Below are 25892 nucleotides of genomic sequence, written 5' to 3'. Positions count from 1 at the left end.
GATAGCACTTCATTGGAGCTTCTATGGATCAAGAGTCAATTGTGTATGGTTGTATCAAAGACGGTTCACCTTTGATGGGTAATGCTGAGCGCATTCGCATTAATCGTGAGGCCATGTTGTCCTTACCTCATGCGGATGAATGGCCATTTTTATCGCAGGAAATGTTTTCCATTCCACAGATCGAAATGCCGACCAGCAGTTATCAAACGGAGGTCATGCATTTCGGTGCTTCCTATAAAGCGGTGGAGTATGAGTGGGATCAGTGGATCGCTCAATTTGAATCCCTGCTGAGCAGGATGTACTGGGTGTCTGCCACGGTGCATCTGGAAACCGAATTGTCGGGCACCCATACCTTTACCTGGGAATCGCAAAGCAGTTATCACAAACCCGGCTCCGGCGATATGCGGGTACGCTGTGAATGGAGCCACGAGGGTTCGTTAAGTTTTTAATTTTAGGTAGAACGCATCATGACTGAAAAAAACCGGTTCACGCCCGAATTTCGTTTTCGTCGTTTACGCCAGTCGACCGCTGTGCGGCAACTGGTGCGTGAAACGCAGTTGACGATGAACGACTTTATCCTGCCGATATTTGTGGAGGAGGGCATTAGTGAACCGGTGGCTATCTCCAGTATGCCGGGCGTGGTGCGTTACCCCGAAGCGCAATTGGCGAGTGTGATACAACGCGCCTGGAGCAAAGGTATTCGCGCGATCATTTTGTTTGGCGTTTCCACTCATAAAGATGATGCAGGTACCGATACCTGGAATGATCAAGGGTTACTGGCGCGCATGATTCGCGCGGCAAAAGCGGCGCAGCCGGAGATGTTAATCATCAGCGACAATTGCTTTTGCGAATACACCACCCATGGACACTGCGGTGTCGTGCATGAGTGTGGGAATCACCAGGATGTCGATAATGATCAAACCTTGGTAAATCTACAGAAACAAGCTGTGACGGCGGCGCGCGCCGGCGTCGATATGATCGCACCCTCCGGTATGCAAGATGGCATGATCGCGGCAATCCGTCAGGGACTGGACGAGGCTGGTTTTCATCACATCCCGATCATGTCTTACTCAACCAAGTTTGCGTCTGCATTTTACGGACCTTTTCGCGACGCTGTGGACAGCACGTTTAAAGGCACCCGCAGTACCTATCAAATGGACCCCGCCAACGGCCGTGAAGCCCTGGCAGAATCCCTGCAAGACGAATTGGAAGGTGCGGACATTTTGATGGTTAAACCCGGTATCGCGTACCTGGATGTGTTGGCCAATATCCGCGCACATTCAGCGCGTCCCTTAGCGGTTTATCACGTAAGCGGTGAGTACGCGATGATTAAAGCCGGCGCAGCGGCCGGTGTGATTGATGAAAAAGCCATTGTGCTGGAAACCATGATCGCCTTTAAACGGGCCGGTGCGGATTTAATTATTACGTATTACGCTGAACAAATGGCCGAGTGGATTTGTTGATATGCCGAGTAAATTTTCCGCACTTTTGCGGAGTAATACATTTTTGTTTGTTGTGTTGGGCTTGAGCGTTTTAATGCTGGTTATCGGGATATTTTTAATTGCCCGTGCGCCAGATATCGCACCGCAGCCGGCGGCGACAGACATGTCTCAGGAAGATGACCTGTCCCTGATTCAATCGCTTGACGATACGGAAGAGATTATCAACAACGCCAGCAGAAATGGCGTTAATCCCTTGCCGGACGATAATCGGCTGGTGCGCGGCAGCGAAGCCTGGTGCGAGAACATGATGGCTAAGCCGGATGCAGAGTGGAACGATGCCGACACCCGCCTGTTTGCCCAAAAATGTCTGAACGACTAACCCCTTTTCATGTTTTTTAACGAACAGCGTCCGCATTTTTTTAATCCCCTGACCGGTAAATACCGCGAAGTGGTGGCGGAATGCCTACGCCTGTTATATCAACGCCTCTACACTGATCTGCGCGATTATGGCCATGCGATGAATCGTGAGCAATTGGTGGATATCTTTAAAGAAGCCATTGCACGCACGCCGGTGTTGGACGAGCAGGACGATCAAAGTGAAAACGAGGGCCGTTTCAAAACACACCGCGAATTAGCCAGTTTTATCATTAACCGTTTATTGGAAAATGGTTGGCTGGAGAAGCAGGTCGACGAAGCCAGCCTGCAAAGCACTTACGGTTTCAGTCGCATGGGGCGCTTATTCACCCAGCCGTTCGCCGACAGCGATAGCAATCACTTCCGCACGCGCAACCGCAACACCCGTAATACGCGCAACAGCTTGCAAGCCTTTTACGATCAAGGCGAAGTTCACGACCTGTTGGATGCCTACGAATATTCCGAACGTATTATCAGCGACTTCACCGACGTGATCTCTGAACTGGAAGAGCGTAAACGTCAACTGGTTCGCGAAGTGGAAGCGCGTCAACTGGTGCAGCAGGCCAGCGATGAATTCTTTGACTTTATGGATAAGGTATTCAAACCGGATCTGGAAGTGCGCTTGTCTGCCGATAGTGTAGAAAAATACCGCGACCAGATTGCCGATATCATCAAAGGCATTCGGCGCAAGCGGAAATATGGTCAGGGTGATCCGGAAACCGCTGCAAAGGATTGGCGGGCGGTGATGGAAATCCGTCTGCGCAAATTGTTGCCGCAACGCGTCGTGCCCCATGTGTCGCTACTGGATACTTTATTGCAGACGATCGAGTCGCGTTTACGCAATGCCTGCGAAGTTATGCTGCCGGCTTTGCGGCGCGCCTTGAACACCTTTACTCAACGTGCGGATATTATTATTCGCCAGTTGAGCTACATTCATGCCCAGGGCAGTGACGACATCGTTGATGTTTGCCGACAGTTGGCGCAGTTAACAGAAGCGCAGCAAAATACCTTGTTTGAACAACACCAGGCTGATTTGAACGGTATGCAATTAGCGTTTATCGATCCGGGCCAGATCCAGTTGCGCACGCCCTGGCAGAAAACTGTGGTGCGCAGCAGTCTGGATCAGGACAAAGCACTGGACCCCGTCGCCCAAAAAGAAATCTTTATTCAGCAGGCATTAGACCGCGCCTTTATCGTGCAAGGCAGTGCGGTGCGCGATTATATCCATACCGCATTGGCACAAACCGGCCGTGTAAACAGTCGTCAGTTGTCGGCATCCAATATGCCGGAGTTACTGAATCTGGCGCATGCCATTGAAGTCGGTGCGATTAATAATTTGTCATCCGAGTTGCGCTTTGAAGTCACCCAGGACGCCGACTGGTTAGCGGGTGGGCCACGTGTCGAGCAGGATGATTATTTTATTCGGCGCGATGAATTTGTCATCACGCTTATTGAGAACAATCATGGCTAGTTTGATTGAAACATTGGAACAACAATTGGCATCGCACAATCTGAATCTCGATGATTGGCGAGCGCTGTTGCAGCGATTGTTGGATTATGGCGTATTGTGTCGCGACAATAGCCAGGTAGAAGCAGATTTTTACGATCAATTTGTGCGCGTGCAGGATCTGGTCGATCAGTATTTATCGCTGATGGGTGTGCGGTTTCAACACGATCCACATTTTCGCTTCGTACGTTTGATTCCACCCGGCGCGCGGGTGCCGGGTTTGGAAGATGAAAGCGATGAGCCTTCCGGCGGCGGCTTTCGCCAACGCTTGAGCCAACACGAAATTGCGCTGATTCTGGTGTTGCGCGCTGAGTATGATAAGGCGTTGCGCGAGGGCCTGATTGATGAGCAGGGCTGCGCGGCCTTGTCGTTGGAGGCAGTGGCTTTGGCGATGAAGAATTTGTTGCGGCGGGCGTTGCCGGAGAATGTGGGTGAGCGGCGGCAGGTGTTTAAGCGGTTGCGGCAGTTGCGGTTGATTCATTATGTGCAGGAGGCGGATTTGGATCAGTCGGAGAGTTGGATTAAGGTGCGGCCTTTGGTGGTTAATTTGGTAACGAATGCGTGGTTGGAGAAGGTTCGGCGGGATGTTGGTGGGTTGGTTCCTCAGGATGATGAGAGTGGCCAGGTTGAGGGTGATGAAAGTAGTAAAAGCGAAAAGCATTCGATTTTTTAGTTGAGTGTGCGGTAGGGGATCGGGTGAAGGTGTGTCAGACACGCCGTGAACCCATCCTTGGGGGCTCAGCAGCGGCGTCCTGCCGCTGATGGTCTGCCACACCTTCACCCGATCCCCTTTGGAAAATTTTTCGTTCTATCAAATTTTTAAAAAGCAAAAGAGCTGGCTCTTTAAATGCAGCCGTTGGCACAATACAAGTTTGGCGTTCGGCCTGTTGTTTCGAAACCTTCAAGTCAGGGACGACTTGAAGGAGCTACAGGGATGTATTCATGCGTTTTCGAAACAACAGGCCGAATGACAAACGTGCTACGAAGTACCCACTAAAAAGCTATAAACAATTGACGGAAGTCATTTATGTATCTGAAAAAATTTATTTACGTCAATTGGGGCAATGTGCCGAATACCGAATTTGAGTTTGGCCCGATTAATTTATTTTCCGGCGGTAATGGATCGGGTAAGACTACTGCTGCGGATGCGGTACAGACGATCATGACCGCGGCGCACGATAATCTGTTTCATTTTAATCCGGGCCAAGATGAATCCAGTCAGCGTGGGCGTGGCGGTAAACAGGTGCGGACGCTCGCGTCTTATGTGTTGGGTTGTGATGATGGCGCTTACGCGCGGCCTTACGGCTGTGATGGTTATCTCGCAGCGGTGTTTTATCCGACGCAGGGTGAGGCGGGTGAGCCGTTTACGGCGTTGATGGGTATGCGCGCGGTGATTGAGGGGGCGGGTCAGCAGCGAGTGGCACGGCTGGAGGAGATTCAATTTTTTATCTTGCCGGATGTAATGCTGAATCTGGGCGACTTGTTGAAAGAAGATAAAGTCGGGCGTTATGTGGTGCCGCTGGATCGGGTGTATGCCGGTTTACGTCGTCAGTTTGGTAGTGATCAGGTTGAGAAGTACGATAAGAAGAAAGCCTATTTGTGTCGGTTGTACGGCATCTTGCGCGGCAGTAAAAAGGATGCGGTGTCCGAGCGGGAGGCGATGAATGCGGCGCGGGCGTTTTCGCGTTTTATGGCCTATAAGCCAATCAAAGGTATAGATGAATTTGTCGCGACTGAAGTTTTGGAATATCGCGATCTGGGTGAGGCGATTCGCAATGTGTCGGCGATGCTCAAGCGGATTCATACCATGGAGTCAGATGCGCGCCAGTTGCGTGAGGCGATTGCGCGGATGGCGAATGGTCGCGATACGGCGGATAGCTTTATTGCAAACTGGCTGGAGCAACAGGTTGTACATTACAGCCTGGCGCGGCGGCGTTATAACGATAGCCAGATGCGTTATCTCAAAGAAAAACAACAGCAACAATTTTTGCGTGAGCAGTTGGCGGGTAATGAACAATCGCTCTCTTTATGCGAACAGCGCCGCGAAGAGTTGAACCAACAAATTCTTGATGTGAATGCACGCCGTTTGGGTGTGCCTGCGTTGCGTGACAAAGATCAATTAACAGCAGACAAAAAGCAGCTTGAGCAGCAGATTCACCAGAGCGTGCCCGAGCTGTTGAAACAGGATCAACAACTGCAGTTTAACCATCAGGCAGCGCAACAAATTATCCATGCTCTGCGGCAAACTTCTATCAGTCTTGTGATTCCTGCGCTAGCCGATAAGCCGTTGCAAAAGTTGACCAAACAATTGGTTGATGATGAATTGCATATTGATTTCCACCGTTTATTAAATCGCGACTGGATCGATATCTCACCCCTGGAAGACAAACTCGACAGCGCGCTCCAGCAGCAGCTGTTACACAACCAATTGGTGTCGCATTGGTTTGGTGAGATTGATACACAACGCGATAACCTGCGCGATCAGCTAGCGCAAGAGCGCGATAAGCGTCAGCAGTCGGCGGAACGTTTACACAAACAAGTGGATGCCAAACAGCGCGATATCCATGCATTGGAATCCAATCAGGTTACCTACCCGGCATTTGTGCGCGCCGCCCTGGATATGTTGCAGCACCAGTGTCCGGCAGCGGATGCGCGGGTTCTGTGTGACTATGTGGAAGTGATGGACCGCGAATGGCAGTCGGCTATTGAAGGTTATATCGGCGCCGCGCGCTTCGGAATTATTGTTGCCCCGGATTGTGAAGCAGAAGCCATTCGGTTGGTGCGCAATATGCCGGGGCAGGGTAAAAGTGCGCGGGTGATTCAGGGCGAAAAAGCACGGCGTGATATGGAAAAATTATCCAGCCTGCCAGGCAATTCCATCGTGCAGGTGATGAGCTTTACTCACGCTACTGCCGAATATTATTTAAAAGCCAGCTACGGGAATGTTGAGCGCGTCGCAGACGCTGATGCACTGCGCAACACCCGTCGCGGTTTGACCAAAGATGCCATGGGTTCCGGTAACTACGCGATGTTCCGTTGCGATATCCCCGACAGTGAGCTGGTATTTGGTCAGGAAGCCCGCGAGCGCGCGCTGGAAGAAAAACGTCGCGAGCTTGAGCGCCTCAATCGGGAATGGCAGGACGCAACTGATCAGGCTAACGAAATTCAACAGCTCTTACGCGCGGTAGATAAACTCAAGCCAGTTAACTATGCCGATATATTGCAAACCATGCTGGTCGCGCAACGGCGGGTACAGACCATTGACGAAAAACTGCAGCAACTGGACCTCAGCGATTTTGCGGCCCTGGATGAAGAGCTGGAAAAGCTGCGTGAGTCGGACAAGCTTCTTGCCGCAGAACTTAAGCAATTAACCAATGCGCAGGTGGACTGTAGAGCAAAACTCCATAACGTGGATGACCGCTGCCGCGCGTTGGATGCAGAGCAGGATAAAACGCTGGATATTGTTGATCGCGCCGAAGAGAACCTGCGCAGTGTAGCGGCGCTCTGGCCGGACTTTGACCCGGAGCAACGTTTAACCCTGGCAGATCAGGATTGCGGACAGCACGAGCTCAATTATTTTGAGCAGCAATTGCAAGCCACCACCGCAGAATTAAAAAGCCATCTGAACCGTTTGCAACACGCCGTGTTACAACATAATCAATTCTGTAAAACCGCCGATAGCCTGATATTTAATCTGGATTTTAATGATGATCTCGGGCAGAAAAATTTCCGCGAAGTCTGCGAGATTCGTCGTCATTTTGACAAACTCTATAATCGCGATAAAAACCACATCCTCGCGCAGCGCCACGCCGAGCTGGAATCCTTGCGTCACAGTTTCAACAATGCCTTCGTGACCAACCTGTGTCACTCGATTTACCAGGCGATCAATGACGGCAAAAAAATCCTTGATGAGCTGAACAAGGAGCTGGAGCACCATCGCTTTGGTGCTGATCGCGAGCGCTTCCGTTTTGATTACGATTGGGTGCCCGAATTCAAGGAATACTGGCAGTTCTTTAAAGCAGTAATCGACAACCCGAGCTTGGGGGATGGCGAAACCTTATTTGAGATGAAGTTGGAGCCCAAGCATCAACAAGTGCGCGAGCGCTTGATGACTATGCTGCTCGATGAAGACGAGCAAAAAGCCTTGCGCGAATTGACGCGCATTGCGGACTACCGCAATTATCGGCGGTACGAGATCTACAAAGAGCCGGAAGGCAAACAACCGATTGCTTTGAGTCAATATGGTACAGGCTCCGGCGGACAATTGGAGACGCCTGCCTATATCATCCGCAGTGCAGCCATTACGTCAGCATTCCGTTTTAACGAGGGCAATAGTCATCTGCGGATGGTGTTGGTGGACGAAGCCTTCTCCAAGATGGATGAACACCGCTCGCGCGAAGTAATCAATTATTTAACCGAAAGCTTGGGCTTGCAGTTGCTGTTTATTATGCCGAGCAGCAAGTCCGGTCCTTTTATGGATTTAATCTCCAACCAGTTCGTCTTCAGCAAATGCCCCACCGCAGAAAGCGTTGGCGAACTGAAAAGCCGTGTGGTGCTTGATCGCCAACAGTGCGCGCCGGAGAAGATTAAAAAGCTGATGGAAAACCACCGTCGTACTATTCGCCAGCAAGCGGCGCTGGATTTTATGCAGGAAGTGGAGGCTGACTGATGCAGCCACCAATTTGGTTTCAGGATAATACTGTCAAACCGATAACGAATTTATTGCGGTGTTTACCCTCCGGACGCTGTATCGATCAGGAGTGGGTTACCCGGCAGATGCTGGATCATTAGCGGTATCAAGGGGACGAATGCGTGGGAAGACTCGCGTCAATTTGCGTCGCAGCGTTGTCTGCTCAATCGGTTTGGCGATGTAATCATCCACGCCTTCCTCAATAGCCGCGCGGATTTGTTTGGCTTCGGTGATGGCAGTGACCAACATAAAGCACGCATCCTGATAACGTTCGGCGGCGCGCATGGCGTTGTGGACATCCAGGCCATTTTTCAGCGGCATGTGCCAGTCACATAGCACCAGATCGTAGACGGGGCTGGCGCCGAATAACATACTGACCGCTTTCAGACCGTCTGTGGCGAGATCGATATGCTTGATACCCATGGCTTGCAGCAGGGCAATGATCAAGTTGCTGCTGGCTTCATCGTCTTCGGCCAGCAGTACGCGAATTTTTTCCGGTGGCAGTATCTGACGGCGTTGCGGGGCGCTTAGCTTGCTCATATCTACCGTCTCGGCGCTGCCGGGCTTCTCTGCCGGAGCGAGTTTACGCAGGGCGCTTTCCAGATGAGCCAGGGTTTCCTGATTCTGTGCCTTACTGCCGGCAAGCTCAGGGTTGTTCAGATTTTTTTCCAGCCAATCCCGGCGGAGGCTGAGGGTTTTTATCACAACCTGTAATTCTGTTTTGGTAAACATACTGCACCTTGTCTGCGCGCCATTTTTTAGTCCAATATAGACCACTCTGCCGCGTTTGACAGTGTGATGCCCGCATTATTCCGACTATATCAGGAGTTGTTGTGACCCAGTTTGATCATCTTGTTACCCGTCTCGAAGAATTAATTGACCGCGTGGAAAATGTATTTCCACCCGCGCCGCCCAAGCCTGACTGGAGCGCAGCGGCATTCCGCTGGCGTCAGATGGCCAAGGGGACGGGGTACCTGCAGGCGGTAAAAAATCCCCATCGAGTCGCACTGGAATCCCTGCAAAATGTGGATCGGCAGAAGGAGTCTATCCTGCGCAATACAGCCCAGTTTGTGGCGGGGCATGAGGCCAATAATGTGTTGCTGACTGGTGCGCGGGGCACGGGTAAGTCCACCCTGATCAAAGCCTGCTGGCATCATTTTGCGGAGCAGGGATTGAAGTTAATTGAGGTCGATAAAACCGATTTGTTGCACCTGGCTGACATCGTCGACCTGATCGGTGAACGTTCTGAGCGTTTTATTATTTTTTGTGATGATCTCTCCTTTGAAGAGGGGGAAATTACCTATAAAGCATTAAAATCTGTGTTGGATGGATCTATTTCCGCACCGACACCGAATATTCTGTTCTACGCCACCTCCAATCGCCGCCATCTGTTGCCGCAAAAGATGCGCGAAAATCTGGACGTGAGTTATGAAGACGGCGAAGTCAGACCCAATGACGCCACTGAAGAAAAGGTATCGCTCTCGGAGCGTTTCGGTTTGTGGTTGAGTTTCTATCCGTTTTCGCAGGATGAATACCTGGTGACGGCACGCTACTGGGTAACCTATCTGGGCGGGCAATGGACCGATGCCACTGAACCGGAGGCCTTGCGTTGGTATATGACGCGCAGTGCCCGCAGCGGTCGCGTGGCCTGGCAATTCGCAAAAGATTACGTGGGGCGACAATTTACTCGCTAATTTTGTTTGATCTATCAGCAACAGGAAAATCGCGTGACAGAATTACTTTTTTCACGGACACCGAATTTACGCCTTACGGATGACAATACCATGCGCGCGCAACTGCGCGATTACTTCTTGACGACCTTTGATCGTTACGAATCCTTGTTTGAAACTCTCGCCAACGACGATGCGTTCTACACCAAAGCCATTAGCCTGCGTCACCCGCTGATTTTTTATTACGGCCACACGGCGACATTTTTTGTTAACAAACTGTTGTTAACACGCCTGATCAGCGAGCGACTGGATGCCCGGCTTGAGTCCATCTTTGCCGTGGGTGTGGATGAAATGAGTTGGGATGACCTGGATGGAACGCGTTATGAATGGCCGAGCGTTGCTGAAGTAAAAACCTATCGCGATCAGGTACGCGCCTTGGTGGTGAACCTGATCGACAACGCACCTCTGGAGTTGCCTATCGATTGGCATAACCCCTGGTGGGCGATCATCATGGGAATTGAGCATGAGCGGATTCATCTGGAAACCTCATCGGTACTGATTCGCCAGCATAAACTCGCCAATGTGAAACCCCATCCCCTCTGGCAAACCTGCAAAGCTACGGCGAGTGCACCGCGCAATGAATTGATTGAGGTGCCGGCTGGCGAGGTGTTACTGAGCAAAGAAAAAAGCGATCCTTTTTATGGCTGGGACAATGAGTACGGCGTGCATCAGGCGGATGTGGCCGCGTTCAAAGCCAGCCGCTTTTTGGTTAGCAATCAGGAATTTCTGGCATTTGTGGAAGCAAAGGGTTATCAAACCGCAGAGTATTGGGCAGAGGAGGGCCGTGCGTGGCAGGCGTTTAGTCAGGCAACGCATCCGACCTTCTGGGTTCAAACCGAACAGGGTTGGCACCTGCGTTTGATGACGAAAGAAATTGCTATGCCCTGGGATTGGCCGGTAGAAGTTAATTACCACGAAGCCAAAGCCTTTTGTAACTGGAAGAAAAAAACCACTGGCGAAGCGGTGCGGTTACCGACAGAGGATGAATGGTATCGATTGTATGATCTTAGCGGTATTAAAGAGGTTGGTACCGAACCAGTATGTGCGAATTTGCATCTCGATCATTTTGCGTCGTCCTGTCCGGTGAATCAATTTGCCCACGGCGATTTTTTTGACGTGGTCGGCAATGTCTGGCAGTGGACTGAAACACCGATTTATCCTTTCGATGGTTTTGATGTGCATCCCATTTACGATGACTTCACAACCCCAACATTTGACGAACGCCACAATCTGATTAAAGGCGGCTCCTGGATTTCTTGCGGTAATGAAAGCCTGCGCAGTTCGCGTTATGCCTTTCGCCGACATTTTTTTCAGCATGCCGGTTTTCGTTATGTCGTAGGCGAGGAGATTAATACTGTGCCTGGTTCTCATTATGAAACGGATAAACTGCTATCCGAATATGCTGAATTTCATTATGGCGATGAATATTTTTCGGTGCCGAATTTTTCCAAAGCCCTGGTTGATCTGGGTATGAAAGCGATGATCGATAAACCGCGTCGTACTGCATTGGATATCGGTTGTGCGTCGGGCCGTGCGACCTTTGAGCTGGCGCGGTATTTTGAAGCGGTGACCGGCGTGGATTTTTCTGCGCGCTTTATCGGGCAGGGTGTGCAACTGATTAAAGAAGGCGCCTTGCGTTATACCTTGACCGATGAAGGCGAGCTCGTGTCCTACAAGTCACGCAACCTGGCGGACCTGGATTTACAGGATGTCGCACATAAAGTGGAATTTTTTCAGGGCGATGCCTGCAACCTGAAACCACAATTTTCCGGTTACGATTTTATCCTCGCGGCCAATTTAATTGACCGGTTATACAACCCGGCGAAATTCCTGCGCAGTATCCACGAGCGGTTGAATGTCGGTGGTATCTTGATGTTAGCGTCCCCCTATACCTGGCTGGAGGAACATACACCGCGTGCAGACTGGGTGGGCGGTTTCAAAAAAGACGGCGAAAGTTTTACAACGCTGGATGGTCTGACGCAATTACTCGGTGAGCATTTCACATTGCGTAAAGGTCCACAGGAAGTGCCGTTTGTGATTCGTGAAACCAAGCGTAAATTTCAGCATACCTTATCTGAAGTGACTTTATGGGAACGGGTGAAATAAACCGTCTTTTATAGCCCGAAAAAAGGAAACCTCATGGAGTTCGATTTTGATATTCCCGTGCAACGAGAGGGTAGCCATTCAGTAAAATTTGACGGGCGCCAGCAATATTTCGGTACGACAGATGTAGCGCCCATGTGGGTGGCTGATATGGATTTTGCCGTTCCGCCTTGCGTGACACGGGCACTGTTAGCACGCGCAGCACATCCGGTTTTTGGTTACACCTTGTATCCGGAAAGCGTGTATCAATCCCTTATCGGCTGGTTTCAACGGCGTCACCATTGGCATATTGAACGCGACTGGATTGTCATGGCACCCGGCGTGGTTCCATCGCTTCATGCCTGTTGCCTGGCATTTGCCGAAGCAGGCGAGGGCGTTATTGTGCAACCGCCGGTTTATTTTCCTTTCTTTTCTGCGGTCACCAATACACAGCGGCAACTGGTATTGAATCCACTTCAATGTGTTGACGGTCGCTATGAAATTAATTTTGCGCAACTGGAAGCCCAGGCCAAACATGCCAGGCTCCTGATGCTTTGCACCCCCCACAACCCGGTCGGGCGTGTGTGGAGTAAAGCAGAATTACTGGGTGTGCTGCGTATTGCCAAAGAACATAATTTAATTGTGTTGTCCGATGATATCCACGCGGATCTGGTTTACCCCGGTGTTACCCACACTATGATCGGTACCTTGGAAGCCGAGTTCGGAGAGTTTATTCGCACCAATGTCATCACCGCCGTTGCGCCGAGTAAAACGTTTAATATTCCTGGTTTGGGTTTGTCCAGTTTGATTGTGCCTAACCCGGACCATCGCAAGGCTTTACACAAGGTTTTTGAACTCTTGCATGTCAGCAACAACAATCCCTTCAGCATTACCACGTTTGAAGCAGCTTACAGTGAAGGCGATCAGTGGCTTGATAGTTTGATGATCTACCTTGAACAAAATAAAACAATGACTCGGGAATTTATTGCTGAACATGTGCCGCAGATTCGTTGTGCGGATATTGAAGGTACCTACCTCTTGTGGCTCGATTGCTCCGCTTTGCAGTTGTCCGATGCTGCCCTGCGTGATTTTTTTATCCGGGAGTGTAAGGTGGGGATGAACCCCGGTATCGTCTTTGGCGAAGAAGGGCGGGGGTTTATGCGGATGAACATCGGAACCACGCGGGCTAACCTGCTGGCAGCATGGCAATCTATCAGTCAGGCGGTTAGTTCAAGAAGCCGGCGTTAATCACATTGCCACAGTTTTTTCCTCTGTGATACTTATTATCTTAAATTTAGTGTTGATGGTGATAGTTAATATCACCTATATTCACCCTCTGTAGAAGTCATCTCAAAAATCGATTGGTGAGACTCAGGCAAGGCGAAAAGCTGATGAGGAGCGGAGTTTACTCAAGTAAATGAGCACCGGAATCAGCTTTTCAACGCAGCATCAGGCCGCCAAGTGAGTTTTGAGATGGCTTCTGGTCACATTGTCATCATCGGTCGCGCCAGGGAAGGCGGATGACGAAGTGAATGTTGATAAAACTCACAAAAACAGAGGTCGGCAATGAAAAAAATACTCCTTTCTTGTGTAATCCTGGCGATGACAGCCTGCGGCGGCAGTAGCGGTGGGGATGACGATAACAGTGTTTCGTCCAGCAGCGTCAGTTCCAGTTCCAGCAGTTTGGCCAGTTCATCATCAAGCAGCCTGGCTAGTTCCAGTAGCTCCAGCAGCTTTGATCCCGAATGCCCACAGGGTAAACACATCGTCGGCTATTTCCCCTCCTGGCAGGGCGACGTGCAGGACATTCAATACCAATATCTCACTCACATCATGTACTCCTTCGTACTGCCCAATGACAACGGCAGCCTGCAAGCCCTGGACGATGACAGCATCGCGGAGCTCGGCGATCTGGTCTTGCTGGCCCACGCGCAGGATGTGAAGGTGGGCATCGCATTGGGCGGCTGGAACGACGGCGATGACAGCGCCTTTGTCGAACTCGCGTCAAACAGCGAAACCCGCGCGACCTTCGTGAGCAACATTATTGACTTCGTTGTGCAACACAACCTCGATGGGGTCGACATGGATTGGGAATACCCCAGCACCAACGACGAAGCCGAGGATTACACTGCATTGATGACCGAGTTGCGCGCTGCGCTGGACGAACTGAGTGGCGATAAATTTCTAACCGCAGCGGTGATTGCTCAAGGCGATTGGAACGGCCAATACATTCAAAGCGCCGTGTTCGACCAGGTCGACTTCTTCAACATTATGGCCTACGACGAATATCAGGCAATTAACCATTCGACTCTCGCCTACGCCACGACCAGTATCGACTACTGGGAAAATCGCGGTTTATCGCGCGAAAAAACCGTGCTCGGCGTTCCCTTCTATGCACGCCCCAGTTGGGCAACCTACAGCAGCTACGTCGATGCTGACCCTGCGAATGCTTGTACCGATTCGGTCGGCGACAATTACTACAACGGCATACCCACCATCCGCATCAAATCCGAACTCGCCAACGACCGCGTCTGCGGCATGATGATGTGGGAGTTATCACAGGATACCCATGACGAAACCTCATTGCTCAAAGCCATGTGGGAAGTGGTGGCGGGGCAGGAGCTTTCTTATATCTGCGATTGATCTTTGCTTAAAATATTATTCGGTTTTGTAGTTAATCCATGCGTGACGCAGGTATGTGCACCTGAATGTACCATGCCTGCGTCGCATCCGGGTTGATTTGATTTTGATTGGCGCAATGCAAATCTATAGTCTTTACTCAATGTATCGATGGTAAGTCGGTCTAGGTCTCCAGGGTATTCGTTGACAAAGGGATGTGCGATTAGGTACTGATTCTTATCCCTCACTCTGATCAATCAACGCGGGCGAAATGCTCGCTTTAGATTGCTATATTGGATTTTTATGTATTCTGCCAGCGTGGTTTTCATAGCAGCCTTGGTTATTGTAGAAATAGCAGGAGAAAACATTGAAGAGAATAATTTATCTTCCGGGATTAGGGCATGAGCATCTGGATATTTCTTTAAAAGCTTATGCATTGAGAATGATGAAGGCTATTGATGAGCAGAATCCTGATCCTTCAAAAAAATACCGTATCGAATCGGCTGATAGAGAATATGATGTGGATGGAACCACGGCCGGCGTTGTTAGCATATTTGAAATGGATGTTAATTCAGAAGAAGAAATTTATCGGCTTTATGAATTTAAGTATGGGAGATTTTTGACGGGGAAGTTGAGCGGGTCCAATATTCTATATCGGTTTATACCCCTTTTGATTATTCTGGTTTCTCGATTGGGTTCGGTGTTTAAGTCGCTGTTGTCATTTGGTGACGGTGTTAGCAAGAAGTCAAAAATTCAAGCACTATATTTTATGGTTATTTACTGCTTCCTGGCGGTGTACCTTATTCTTTTGGTGCCATCATTGCTGAGTTTTATTGCAAGTATTATGGCTGATCACCATCAGCTGAATTATTTAAGCGGTTACATTAAAGACTGGGAAGGCATTTTTCAGGCAATCCTGGTTTCGTTTTCCGGTTTCATGTTATTTATGCCACGGTCTAAAAATGTATTTTCAGAGATGGCAGCCGAATATATTGGCGCAAATCAATATTTAAGTGCAGGCGATCAAAGATTGCTAATGATGGGAAAGCTTAGTCGTTTGATTGAGGTGATGTCTGAAGAGGGTACTGATATTACATTCGAGATTCATGCTTATAGCTTTGGGTCGGTATTGGCCCTGGACGCATTATTTCCATATGAAGCGGAGCCAAGTTACAGGATTAAAAATAATGTGACCAGGTTAGTTACTATTGGGTGTCCATTTGATTTTATAGAAATTTATTGGTCAAATTATTTTAATGACAGAAAGCATTCAGGTGTATCTTTGCCTGTGTGGATTAATATCAATTCTGATCTTGATGTCTTGTCTACAAAGTTTGATGGTAACCCAGCTAAGAAGCTTGCTTTTATTGGTTCGGAACAGTTCTGGGAAAGGCATCAGTGCATTGACGTTACCTATAATATGATAAACCCAAAAAGAATATCATTCTTTCAAATGTTGATGTTTTATGGCGTGAGAGCCCATCAAATGTACTGGGATAATCATGTTGATTCAAGAAGCTGTTTGTCCTATGTCGTTGAATCATGAAGTAAATATAATGTATTGAAGGAGTAGGGTATTGGCAATGTCGTGCCCACGTCCTTGCAAAGCTAGCCCCCTCCGACGCCAGGATTTTAAGGCTTGACGCCATGCACTATTGGATATACTGTATTTGCATACAGTATATCCAGGTCTTGGTAGTCTGCCATGAGTCGCACCCTCGAAAAATTAACAATTTTATCCGGCGCCGCAAAATACGATGCCTCCTGTTCGTCCAGTGGCAGCAAACGTGCCAATCACAATAAAGGGTTGGGCAATTCGGATGGCATGGGTATTTGCCACAGCTATACCGAGGACGGCCGCTGCGTTTCCTTGCTGAAAATCCTGTTTACCAATCACTGTATCTATGACTGCGCCTATTGTGTAAGCCGGCGCAGTAATGATGTGCGTCGCGCGGCGTTTACGGTAGAGGAGGTGGTTGATCTCACCATCAATTTTTACCGTCGCAATTATATTGAGGGGTTGTTTCTCAGCTCAGGGATTTTCAAGAGCGCAGATTACACCATGGAGCGCCTGGTGCGCGTGGCGAAAACCTTGCGCCAACAACATAACTTTAATGGCTATATTCATTTAAAAGCGATCCCCGGTGCGAGCCCGGAGTTGTTGCATGAGGCAGGGCTTTATTCGGATCGACTGAGCGTTAATATTGAAATTCCCTCCGAAGTGAGCCTGAAGAAAGTGGCTCCCGAGAAAAACTACCCGGATATCATCACACCGATGAACTACTTGAGCGATGAGAAAGATCGCTACAAGGACGAGAAAAAGCATATCAGGAAAACGCCCTTATTTTTACCGGCGGGGCAGAGTACGCAACTCATTGTCGGCGCTTCACCGGAAAGTGATTTGCAGATTCTTAATCTGGCGGATGGTTTATATAAACAGCAACGCCTCAAGCGTGTGTATTACTCCGGTTATGTGCCCATTGCGACGGATAATCGTGTGCCGGTATTAAAGGCGCCGCCGTTGGTGCGTGAAAATCGCGTGTACCAGGCGGATTGGCTGCTGCGTTTTTATCATTTTTCCGTAGACGAAATTGTCAGCGAAGCGCATCCCAATCTCGATCTGGAGGTGGACCCGAAGGTCAGTTATGCCTTGCGTCATCCGGAAAAATTCCCGGTGGATATTAATAAAGCGGATTACGAGATGATCTTGCGCGTACCCGGTATCGGCGTGAAGTCAGCCATGAAGATTGTGAAATCCCGCGTGCATCAGCGGCTCAATCTGGATCATTTACAGCGGATGGGCGTCGCCTTGAAACGCGCACGTTTTTTCATTACCTGCCCCGGCAGCCAATATCAACATAAAGATTATGAAGCCGGTCGGTTACGCCAGATGATTCTGTCGAGTGAGTCGGTTGCGCGACAGACGCCGCAGCTGAGCCTGTTCGGGTGAGCTGTGAGCCTCTATCTGTATGACGGCAGTTTTGATGGTTTGCTGACGGCCATCTTTGAATGCTTTGCCGATCGCTGCGAGCCGATAGATATCGTCAATGAGGAAATCTATCAAGCGTCGCTGCTTGAAGACCTGCGTCCAGTCCAGACGGATACCACCAAAGCTGAACGGGTTATCAAAGGTATAGACGCGCGTTCAGATGGCGTGGGCGGGGAACTGGTTTATCAATTATTCCTGTCTGAACTGGCGGGAATAGAGTTGCGTATTTATCGGCTGGTGCGGTTACTGGTTCGCCAGAACGACCCCAATATCCTCGAAAACTTTGCCAACCCGGATGTGCTTTACAGCGCGCAGGTCAAAAAGATGATCAGCCGCGAAGTGCATCGTATGCACGCGTTTGTACGTTTTCAAAAAGCTGATAACGATATTTACTACGCGGTTATCAGCCCTGATTTTAATGTGATTCCCTTAATCGGCGATCACTTTCAACGACGTTACGCTGACCAGCCTTGGGTTATCTTTGATACGCGCCGGCATTATGGGTTGTATTACGATGTGAATAACCTGTCTTTTATTGATGCTAGTTCAGATATCCTTTCCTTCGCTACGGTTAACGCCGCTGTTAACTCTTCCCTTGACGGTCTTGAGGACCAATACCAACAATTATGGAAGCAATATTTCCAGTCGGTTACGATCCAGGAACGGCGCAACATTAAATTGCACTTGCGCCATATGCCGAGGCGATACTGGAAGTATTTGATTGAGAAGCAGGTGGGTAGGAAATAACCTCGTCCGTTGGTCGTAAAGCGACGCGCTCCAGTGGCGAAATGCTTGGCCTTGGTATTTACTGTTTATCCTAATAGATAAAGGAATCTACCTTCGGAGGTGTCAAATGGCCCTGTTCGACGAGATACGCAAAGCATTAATGGATCTGGCTACCAGCCTGCCCAAGATCAACCGTGAAAATCGTAAGGAAATACGCGAGATCGTACTTGAGCTCCAATCAGAGCTGGAAAGGTCATTGACGATGGCGATTTTTTACCTGGATGGTGTATCACGCATAAAGCCGCGCCCGGAACTACTCGATCATCTTTACTCCGCGCCCATGAAGCTGATGGACACCTACAACCAGTTTAAAGTGTGTGCTGGATTGTATGGTCTTGCGGATCGATTTCAGGATGTATTTTCGTCGCTTAAGGGTTCTATTGCTGTGGGACAAGTGTCTGCATTAGAAAACCTGGTGCGGGACTTATCCAATGGTGAACGCATGGTTATGGATGGCCTGCGCGATATGACGGGTATGCTGGCGGACTTTGCCCGGCAATTGGATGTGTTGAATGGTGATGATTATGACGACTGTTATAGACGATTGCTCGACCGTGTAGACCTGGAGAGAAAAGAATTGAAATCTCAAATTGAATGGCTCAGTAAAACGGTTAAAGAAGTGTTGACCAAGATGTAGACGGTCTGTTGAGCATGAAAATCCCTCGTTTTAAGAGACTGAAGCCTGGTTTCTTTGTAACTATTTAAGTAAATCAGTGTTTCTTTTCGTTATGTGTGTATTTTAGTAATGAATTTTTCAATCTTTACTTGTATTTTAGTCCTAAAATACCTGGCTATAAAATTTCCTTGACAGAGCTTTTTGATGATCACTATTATTTAATAACTTAATCAGTGTAAGTTAATAATTACATAAATAATAATGAGGTCATCTAATGAACAGTATCCGCAAGCCTGGATTCTTGGCTCCAATAGGTTGTTTTATAGGTATCTTACCCCTGGTTTTAACGCTTTCGGGTTGTGGCAGTGATGATAACCCCATCGATAAAGACTCTGATGTAGCGCTGATTATCCTTGAGGAAGGGCAAACGGTTGACGATGTCATCGCTTCCCGAAGTTCAAGTAGTACCAACAGCTCAGGCAGCTCCAGCAGCGCTGACACCACCGATGTGATCATCACCGACGAACCTGCTACAGAAGGTAAGCGCTTGTTTGTCCGGTCATCAGATGAAAACCAGAACATTGCAGGTTTTGAGTTTTGTTGTGGGGGGTACGATACTTATCAAGAGCATGAATTTACCCACGCGACAGGGGATTTTGCACAGCTTGACGGCGGTTTCTGGGCGAGTGAAATCAACGGTGCCGTTGGTGAGCGGGTGTTCTCAAGCTATGGTGATGGCTTTGACGATGATCTTGATTCCACTGCGGCACAGATAGGGCCAGCTGCGACGGGCTCAATAATGTCCCCGCCCTTTGTGATAGATACAGCCTATATCAATTTTCTCGTCGGCGGTGGTGGTAATCGTTTTGATGCCGCTAATGCGACTGCCGTGGTGCTAGTGATTGATGGGGTTGTTGTGCGTCAGTCGCACGGTAAAAATCTCGATAAAGCTGTGGCTTGGGATACCTGGGATGTTACCGATTTGGCGGGGCAGACTGCGGCCGTTAAATTTATTGATTTTCACCCGGATGACAGTTCTGATTCCGCGATAGCCTATATTTTGGCTGATGAATTTCGCGCAGCAAACAAAGCTGCCGTTGTACCGGCCGCCGAGAGCAAGGTTTCAACCAGTGCTCTGGTCATAGTTCCCGCACCGGAAACCGCAGGAACTGCGCTATTTCAGCGCTTGAATAACGCGGAACAAAACATCGCCGGCTTTGAGTTTTGTTGCGGCGGTTACGACACCTACCAAAACCACAGTTTTTTGGCGAGTGGTGATTTTTTACGTTTTGATGGCGGTCAGTGGGCGGGTGATATCACCAATAAGTTGGGGGATCGGGTGTTTGCGAGCTACGGTCAGGCTTTCGCAAACAGCCAGGATAATGTTGGAAGTTATTACGGTTGGGAGGCTACTGGCAGGTTGCATACACCCACCTTTGCGATTACGTCGCCTTACATAAATTTTCTGGTTGGTGGCGGTACCAACCGTTTTGACAGCGAGAATGCGACGGCGGTAGTGCTTCGCGTAAACGGAAAAATTGTCCGTCATGCAACAGGCAATGGTTTGGAAGCAGAGTTGTCCTGGGCGACTTGGGATGTGTCCGGTTTGATGGGGCAGGCTGCAGTTATAGAAATTATTGATGCACATGACAACAGCAGCGATGACGGTTCATTTCCATTTATTTTGCTAGATGAATTTAGGCAGGCTAATAGTGCGGCCGCTACGCCAGCAACGGATAGTGTAATCAGTACCCCAGCCGGGCACGAGCAACCATTGGTGTTAGATCTCGGAGACCCTAATCCGTTTTACAAAGATGGTGTCTACTACATCTACTACCTGCAAAACAGTGGATTTCACCCTTGGTATCTGGTTAAAACTGACGATCTCTTAACGTCAACTTATCCGCAGGAAGTGATTCGCGCATCTGGCGATGCAGCGGCACGAGATCGCTGGGTGGGTTCGGGAAGTGTGTTGCAGGATCAGGAGGGTGAGCCCCATTTGTTTTATACCGGCCATAATACCAGTATTTCTCCGGTTGAGGCAGTTATGCATGCAACCGCTACAGACAAGACCTTGGTAAATTGGACGCTTCAAACAGCTAATACTTTTTCGGGTTCTTCCGGTTACAGCGATTTTGATTTTCGCGATCCGCTTGTCTTTTGGAATGAAGCCGCACAAAAATATTGGATGTTGATTACCTCTCGCTATACGTCGCAAGCAGCGATAGGTTTGTACACCTCGGACGATTTAAATAGTTGGTCTGCAGCAACGCCCCTGTACACTGAAGTGTCACCGCTCAATCTGGAAGTGCCGGATTATTTCAGTCTACAGGGAACGCCCTTCATGGTGTATTCCGATCAGCGCGATAGTTCCCGCCAAGTCAAGTATTTGCAGCAGTCCGGTGAGACCTGGATCAAGCCGGCTTATGATGCTTTGGATGGTAAAGCATTTTATGCGGCACGCACGGCAGGTAGCGCAGAAGAGCGTTTGCTGTTTGGCTGGGTTACCCATAAAAATGGCCGCAATAATTCTGGTGGACCTGTGTGGGGTGGGGATCTGATGGTGCATCAGGTACACAAACAGGATAACGGCGAGTTGATTGTCGCATTGCCTGATAAATTGCGCACCGGCCTGGCGACGCCCGTTGAATTAACACGTGTTATTGCCGAAGGCGCGACTGATAATCTAACCGCGGTTGATTTGACCCCTAATGGACACTTTACGTTAATGGAACTGGGTGAAAAAAATCGCTTGTCCATGCACGTGACTAGCGCGAACGCGAATGCAAGCTTTGGCATTCAATTGCGCCACGCTGATACGAGTGAGTTGGCAATGATCAATATCGATGCCGCTAACAATCAGGCAATTTTCTACCTCGAGGGGGATGCAAGCAATCCGGATAACCCGGTAGTTAATGCGCCACTTAATACACAGGAAGGGGTGGAGATAGAAATATTGCTAGATCCAGCAGCTGGTGTAGGTGCGGTTTATATGAATAACTATCGCGCGCTAAGCTTTAGACTTTACGGTTTGGGTGATTATCAAGTGGGTGTTTATGCCGCTGATGACGCGATTTCGGTTGCAGATCTGGCAAGATTTACTCAGTAATATTTAACTTATCGACGACTACAGTTAAATTATAAAAGTAATAAACGAGGTTTTATGAAAAACATTATATTTTGGGCTGTCACAGTTGCCGTGGCCGGATTTCTTTTTGGGTTTGATACGGCGGTCATTTCCGGTGCCGATCAACCTATACAGGCCTTATGGCAAACCAGCCCCCTTTTTCATGGCATGTTTATTATGTCGTCGGCGCTCTGGGGTACTGTAATAGGCGCACTTTTGGGCGGTATTCCGTGCGATAAGTATGGCCGTAAAGCAACACTGATTGGTATCGGTATCCTATACATTGTCTCCGCTTTGGGGTCAGCGATTGCTGCTGACCCCTACACTTTTTCGATATTACGTTTTTTGGGTGGGCTGGGTGTCGGTGCCTCCTCAATCGCGGTACCGGCCTATATTTCCGAAATTGCGCCGGCGAAGTATCGCGGCCGTTTGGTTGCTATGTACCAATTTCAAATAGTATTCGGCATTTTGGTAGCGTTTTTATCAAACTATTTGTTGTCGGGTATCGGTGCAGACGCTTGGCGTTGGATGCTAGGTGTCGAGGTAATTCCCGCAGCGATTTTCCTGTTTCTGGTAATCAAGGTTCAGGAAAGCCCCAGATGGCTGTTATTACATAAAAATGATGAGGTTTCTGCGAGGAAAGTATTGGCTTTGATGGAAGAGCAGGATGTGGACAAGCTGGTTGCTGATATTCGAAAAACCAAAGTGTCTTCGAAAGGGGAGAGCTTATTCTCTGGCAAATACAATCTTCCGATAGTGTTGGCCTTTTTAATTGCCTTCTTCAACCAACTCTCGGGAATTAATTTTATTATATATTTCGCCCCTCGAGTTTTTTCATTGGCAGGGTTAGATAATGCCTCTTCATTAATATCTACAGCTGGTGTTGGTATTGCCAACTTAATATTTACCATGCTGGGTTTGTATCTGATTGATAAGGCGGGTCGGAAATCATTGATGCTGATCGGATCAATCGGTTATATCATTTCGCTGAGCGTCGTGTCGTGGGCATTTTATTCAGATATTGGTGGCATGCTGGTAGTGTTTTTTGTTTTCCTCTTTATCGCATCCCATGCAGTGGGGCAGGGTGCTGTTATTTGGGTATTTATTGCTGAAATATTTCCCAATAGCGCACGTGCTAAGGGTCAATCTTTGGGGTCGGGAACACACTGGGTATTTGCTGCGCTGATTGCGCTACTAATGCCTTACTTTCTGAGTGAGTTCAAACCCTATATTATTTTTCTATTCTTTGCAGGCATGATGGTGCTGCAGTTGTTATTTGTGCTGTTTATGATGCCGGAAACAAATGGGCGAACGCTTGAATCAATTTCTGAAGATATGTCGGATAAGCATCCAATTGCAGATTCCTGATAGAAATTTGATGCGAAAAAAGCGGCTCAAATTGAGCCGCTTTTTTGTCTAAGATGTGCGTTAGTTAGACAATCGATCAGGCACGCCACCCTTCAGTAGTACTGTTCTATCGGGGGCGAAGTGAGAGTAAAGCGGTAAAATGGCACCACCTATGGCAATGGCGTCTTCACCTAAACTGCCTTGCTGAAGCTGCGGAATGAATAAATTTTTCTGTTCCTGGTTATCCAACCGGCGGCGGGTCATGCTGACCAGTTCGCTGAGTAAATAGGATGGCAGCTCGGAATCTATAATCACGGTTTCCAAATCTAAAAATCCGATGCTGGACAAAATGGTGAAGACCAGACTGTCTGCACAGTCAACCATCCATTCATGAATCAGTGAGCGGTTTTCATCGATCACCTTGGGTAGCTCGGAAATGTTGCTGATATTGACACGATGGAAATTTAAGTGTGCCAATAGTGTGGTAATTGATGCCCGGCTGGCTAGTGTGTCCCATTTCCCATCATTTTTGACACTGCTTAACGATGAGCCGGGAACCGGGATGGAAGCCAGGCAAGCGGCATTACTGTGAATGCCTCGCTCCAAATCCCCGTTTAGCACCAAGCCACCGCCCACGAAAGTTCCAATGTAAATGTATAAAAAATGTTTAAAAGGTTTGCCGTTCCCAAAATAAAGCTCTGCGGCTGCGGCGGCCGAACAATCATTTTCAAAAAATATTGGATATTTTATTCGCTCTTCAATTGCCTTGGCAAAATCAAAATCATCCCATAGCGCTGCGATATCTGCAGCCATTTCTTTTTGCGCAGCCCATTTTCCCATAAACCAGGGCATGGCAATACCAACTCCAACAAATTTAGCAAGTTGTGTTTCATCGAGCTTGTTGGTCATCAACTCGACACCTTGTTGAATTGTATCGAGGAGTTCGGTGGGCGATGGTGAATCATAAAGGCTAATTTTTTTTTCAAGAATATTGCCTGAGAAATTCGCCAGCACAAATTCTATATTTTGACGCCCCAGTTTAATACCTACCGAGTAAAGACCATCGTCATTAATTTGATAAAGGTTTGACGGTTGTCCGACACCGTGTGAACGGCGGCCGGATTTTTCGATAAGCCCGCGCTCTTCCAGCTCATCAACAATACGGGTTAATGCGGGTAAGGTGAGACCCATCAAACGCGATAAGTCTGCTTTAGATGCTGCACCTGCTTTTCTGAGAGCCGAGATGACAACCCGCTCGTTGTATTGGCGGACGGTTGAGGAATTACTGCCTTGTCCCATACTGAGTTCACTTTAGCTAAAGATGATTATGCTGCGACAAGAGAATTTTTAAAACGACGATCGTTTTAAGACCCTCTTTTTGCTAGAGCATAAACCAACGTGAACAATAGCGCCACCTCAAAAAATGCAGTGGATTCTGGAATTTTTTTTCATCCAAAGGATGAATGCACTCAGCTGTTCAGGGCCATCTGAAGTTCTTGTCGGGTTGGGGGCGCGCAGCCGTGGCGCGAAACATTGATACTGGCAGCCATAACGGCATGCTTAAGTGCTGACATTAAGCTGGCACTCTCTAATTCGCTGGCAGGCAGCTTGTCCAGATTAAATTCCCACAGGTAGGCGAGCAGTGTGGCATAAAAAGTGTCACCAGCGCCGACGGTATCACCAAAGACAGCTGGCGTAACAACGGGCAAAGCGAGGTCCACCGACGGGCTAATAATGCGCGCGCCTTTGGCGCCTTCTGTATACGCAAAAATGCCATTGCGCATTTGTTGAGCCAGGTGATTCGCAGCAACTGTTGGGTTGACATCTGGATAAAGAAGGGACAGATCTTCATCACTGGCTTTCAGGTAATCACATAGCGGAATAATTTTACGAATACCGTCAATGTATGCTGTTTTGTCAGAAACAAAATTAATGCGCACATTGATATCAACACTAATTTTTATCCCACGTATTTTGGAAAACTCTAATACGTCGAGGAGGCGGATAAGATCGTTTGGCTCCAGCGCCAGAGAACCGGTATGCAAAATCCGGGTACCTATGGGAATACTTTGTTTTAACTGTTCGGCCGAGGTGTCTCGATCGGCAACCTTCTCGCGATAAATGCTGTAGTGCGGTTGTCCGAGCTTATCGAGAGAAACGATGGCGATAGATGACGGGTTGTTAGACCTGAAATTCGCGCCGTAGATGACATTATTTTCCGTTAGATAATGTAGAAAGGCATCGCCAAACCTATCGCTCGACAGAGTGGACAGGTAGCTACAGGCAACCGCTTGCTTGCCAATTCCGATGGCAACGTTGAAAGGTGATCCGCCAAGGTGGGGGCGATAACTCCCATCTGTATGAGGCAGAAAGTCGACGATATTTTCACCAATTACCGCAATCATTATTTTTCCTCTAAAGATTTTGTTACCCATAAGTGGGTAACTAAGTAACACTGTTTATTATTTGTCTTTCAAGGTAGCAAATCATCATGTTGTGACTATCTTTCTCATCACTTATTTTTGCATTATCAGCTCCATTCT

At 48.6% G+C, this 25892-nt stretch carries 19 protein-coding genes; 16 read left to right on the top strand and 3 right to left on the bottom strand.

Going from position 1 to position 25892, the window contains the following annotated elements; genetic code table 11:
* Positions 1 to 23: 23 nt before the first annotated feature.
* The 6 genes from CBR65_RS04270 (at position 24) to CBR65_RS04245 (ending at position 8032) form a co-directional block, all read left to right on the top strand.
* Positions 24 to 449, top strand: coding sequence for a hypothetical protein (locus CBR65_RS04270; protein ID WP_087465708.1), 426 nt, complete (start codon positions 24 to 26; stop codon positions 447 to 449).
* A gap of 18 nt (positions 450 to 467) precedes the next feature.
* A complete protein-coding gene (gene hemB / locus CBR65_RS04265) occupies positions 468 to 1463 on the top strand; it encodes a porphobilinogen synthase (protein ID WP_087465707.1) in 996 nt (331 codons plus the stop codon).
* A gap of 1 nt (position 1464) precedes the next feature.
* Complete coding sequence (locus tag CBR65_RS04260; RefSeq protein ID WP_087465706.1) at positions 1465 to 1821, top strand: DUF3012 domain-containing protein; 357 nt, start codon at positions 1465 to 1467, stop codon at positions 1819 to 1821.
* Between the two features lie 9 nt (positions 1822 to 1830).
* Positions 1831 to 3327, top strand: coding sequence for a Wadjet anti-phage system protein JetA family protein (locus CBR65_RS04255; RefSeq protein ID WP_087465705.1), 1497 nt, complete (start codon positions 1831 to 1833; stop codon positions 3325 to 3327).
* Positions 3320 to 4036: a DUF4194 domain-containing protein gene (locus tag CBR65_RS04250; RefSeq protein ID WP_232461348.1), complete on the top strand. Its 717-nt coding sequence runs from the start codon at positions 3320 to 3322 to the stop codon at positions 4034 to 4036. Before CBR65_RS04255 ends, CBR65_RS04250 begins: the two co-directional genes overlap by 8 nt.
* 354 nt (positions 4037 to 4390) lie before the next feature.
* Positions 4391 to 8032: an ATP-binding protein gene (locus CBR65_RS04245; protein WP_087465703.1), complete on the top strand. Its 3642-nt coding sequence runs from the start codon at positions 4391 to 4393 to the stop codon at positions 8030 to 8032.
* A gap of 96 nt (positions 8033 to 8128) precedes the next feature.
* On the opposite strand, the gene CBR65_RS04240 is transcribed toward CBR65_RS04245, so the two are convergent.
* The gene (locus tag CBR65_RS04240; protein ID WP_087465702.1) at positions 8129 to 8785 is read right to left on the bottom strand and encodes a response regulator; all 657 of its coding nucleotides are present in this window, start codon (positions 8783 to 8785) and stop codon (positions 8129 to 8131) included.
* Positions 8786 to 8886: 101 nt separating this feature from the next.
* Here CBR65_RS04240 and CBR65_RS04235 point away from each other — a divergent pair, with 101 nt between their 5' ends.
* The 10 genes from CBR65_RS04235 to CBR65_RS04190 all read left to right on the top strand — a co-directional run bounded on the left by CBR65_RS04235 (position 8887) and on the right by CBR65_RS04190 (position 23370).
* Entirely contained in the window at positions 8887 to 9747 is an 861-nt protein-coding gene (locus CBR65_RS04235) for an ATP-binding protein (RefSeq protein ID WP_087465701.1), read from the top strand.
* 33 nt (positions 9748 to 9780) lie between these two features.
* Positions 9781 to 11889 carry a 5-histidylcysteine sulfoxide synthase gene (gene ovoA / locus CBR65_RS04230; protein ID WP_087465700.1) on the top strand — a complete coding sequence of 703 codons (2109 nt, stop codon included), beginning with the start codon at positions 9781 to 9783 and terminating at the stop codon, positions 11887 to 11889.
* 33 nt (positions 11890 to 11922) lie between these two features.
* Entirely contained in the window at positions 11923 to 13113 is a 1191-nt protein-coding gene (locus tag CBR65_RS04225) for a MalY/PatB family protein (RefSeq protein WP_087465699.1), read from the top strand.
* A 318-nt stretch (positions 13114 to 13431) separates the two neighbouring features.
* A complete protein-coding gene (locus CBR65_RS04220; RefSeq protein ID WP_087465698.1) occupies positions 13432 to 14508 on the top strand; it encodes a glycosyl hydrolase family 18 protein in 1077 nt (358 codons plus the stop codon).
* A gap of 343 nt (positions 14509 to 14851) precedes the next feature.
* Positions 14852 to 16030, top strand: coding sequence for a hypothetical protein (locus CBR65_RS04215; protein WP_087465697.1), 1179 nt, complete (start codon positions 14852 to 14854; stop codon positions 16028 to 16030).
* Positions 16031 to 16189: 159 nt separating this feature from the next.
* Positions 16190 to 17434 carry a putative DNA modification/repair radical SAM protein gene (locus CBR65_RS04210; RefSeq protein WP_087465696.1) on the top strand — a complete coding sequence of 415 codons (1245 nt, stop codon included), beginning with the start codon at positions 16190 to 16192 and terminating at the stop codon, positions 17432 to 17434.
* Positions 17435 to 17437: 3 nt separating this feature from the next.
* Entirely contained in the window at positions 17438 to 18220 is a 783-nt protein-coding gene (locus CBR65_RS04205; RefSeq protein ID WP_087465695.1) for a TIGR03915 family putative DNA repair protein, read from the top strand.
* 106 nt (positions 18221 to 18326) lie between these two features.
* Positions 18327 to 18896: a hypothetical protein gene (locus tag CBR65_RS04200; RefSeq protein ID WP_087465694.1), complete on the top strand. Its 570-nt coding sequence runs from the start codon at positions 18327 to 18329 to the stop codon at positions 18894 to 18896.
* Between the two features lie 253 nt (positions 18897 to 19149).
* Positions 19150 to 21984 carry a hypothetical protein gene (locus tag CBR65_RS04195; protein WP_087465693.1) on the top strand — a complete coding sequence of 945 codons (2835 nt, stop codon included), beginning with the start codon at positions 19150 to 19152 and terminating at the stop codon, positions 21982 to 21984.
* Between the two features lie 54 nt (positions 21985 to 22038).
* Positions 22039 to 23370 (top strand): sugar porter family MFS transporter, encoded by a 1332-nt coding sequence (locus tag CBR65_RS04190; RefSeq protein WP_087465692.1) that lies wholly within the window; start codon positions 22039 to 22041, stop codon positions 23368 to 23370.
* 60 nt (positions 23371 to 23430) lie between these two features.
* Here the strand turns inward: CBR65_RS04190 and CBR65_RS04185 are convergent, their stop codons facing one another.
* Together CBR65_RS04185 and CBR65_RS04180 are read right to left on the bottom strand one after the other, a co-directional pair.
* Positions 23431 to 24648: an ROK family transcriptional regulator gene (locus CBR65_RS04185; protein ID WP_087465691.1), complete on the bottom strand. Its 1218-nt coding sequence runs from the start codon at positions 24646 to 24648 to the stop codon at positions 23431 to 23433.
* A 170-nt stretch (positions 24649 to 24818) separates the two neighbouring features.
* Positions 24819 to 25754, bottom strand: a complete 936-nt coding sequence (locus tag CBR65_RS04180; protein WP_157671972.1) for a carbohydrate kinase — start codon at positions 25752 to 25754, stop codon at positions 24819 to 24821.
* Positions 25755 to 25892: the final 138 nt, after the last annotated feature.

Origin of the sequence: Cellvibrio sp. PSBB006, assembly GCF_002162135.1 — a bacterium.
Classification (GTDB): Bacteria; Pseudomonadota; Gammaproteobacteria; order Pseudomonadales; family Cellvibrionaceae; genus Cellvibrio.
This window is presented reverse-complemented; position numbering and strand designations above follow the sequence as displayed.

Coding starts and splice junctions, on each gene's coding strand:
- CBR65_RS04220 (WP_087465698.1), top strand. CDS start 13,432: ATGAAAAAAATACTCCTTTCTTGTGTAATCCTGGCGATGACAGCCTGC.
- CBR65_RS04190 (WP_087465692.1), top strand. CDS start 22,039: ATGAAAAACATTATATTTTGGGCTGTCACAGTTGCCGTGGCCGGATTT.
- CBR65_RS04250 (WP_232461348.1), top strand. CDS start 3,320: ATGGCTAGTTTGATTGAAACATTGGAACAACAATTGGCATCGCACAAT.
- CBR65_RS04200 (WP_087465694.1), top strand. CDS start 18,327: ATGGCCCTGTTCGACGAGATACGCAAAGCATTAATGGATCTGGCTACC.
- CBR65_RS04240 (WP_087465702.1), bottom strand. CDS start 8,785: ATGTTTACCAAAACAGAATTACAGGTTGTGATAAAAACCCTCAGCCTC.
- CBR65_RS04225 (WP_087465699.1), top strand. CDS start 11,923: ATGGAGTTCGATTTTGATATTCCCGTGCAACGAGAGGGTAGCCATTCA.
- CBR65_RS04180 (WP_157671972.1), bottom strand. CDS start 25,754: ATGATTGCGGTAATTGGTGAAAATATCGTCGACTTTCTGCCTCATACA.
- CBR65_RS04245 (WP_087465703.1), top strand. CDS start 4,391: ATGTATCTGAAAAAATTTATTTACGTCAATTGGGGCAATGTGCCGAAT.
- hemB (WP_087465707.1), top strand. CDS start 468: ATGACTGAAAAAAACCGGTTCACGCCCGAATTTCGTTTTCGTCGTTTA.
- CBR65_RS04185 (WP_087465691.1), bottom strand. CDS start 24,648: ATGGGACAAGGCAGTAATTCCTCAACCGTCCGCCAATACAACGAGCGG.
- CBR65_RS04270 (WP_087465708.1), top strand. CDS start 24: ATGGATCAAGAGTCAATTGTGTATGGTTGTATCAAAGACGGTTCACCT.
- CBR65_RS04255 (WP_087465705.1), top strand. CDS start 1,831: ATGTTTTTTAACGAACAGCGTCCGCATTTTTTTAATCCCCTGACCGGT.
- CBR65_RS04195 (WP_087465693.1), top strand. CDS start 19,150: ATGAACAGTATCCGCAAGCCTGGATTCTTGGCTCCAATAGGTTGTTTT.
- CBR65_RS04210 (WP_087465696.1), top strand. CDS start 16,190: ATGAGTCGCACCCTCGAAAAATTAACAATTTTATCCGGCGCCGCAAAA.
- CBR65_RS04260 (WP_087465706.1), top strand. CDS start 1,465: ATGCCGAGTAAATTTTCCGCACTTTTGCGGAGTAATACATTTTTGTTT.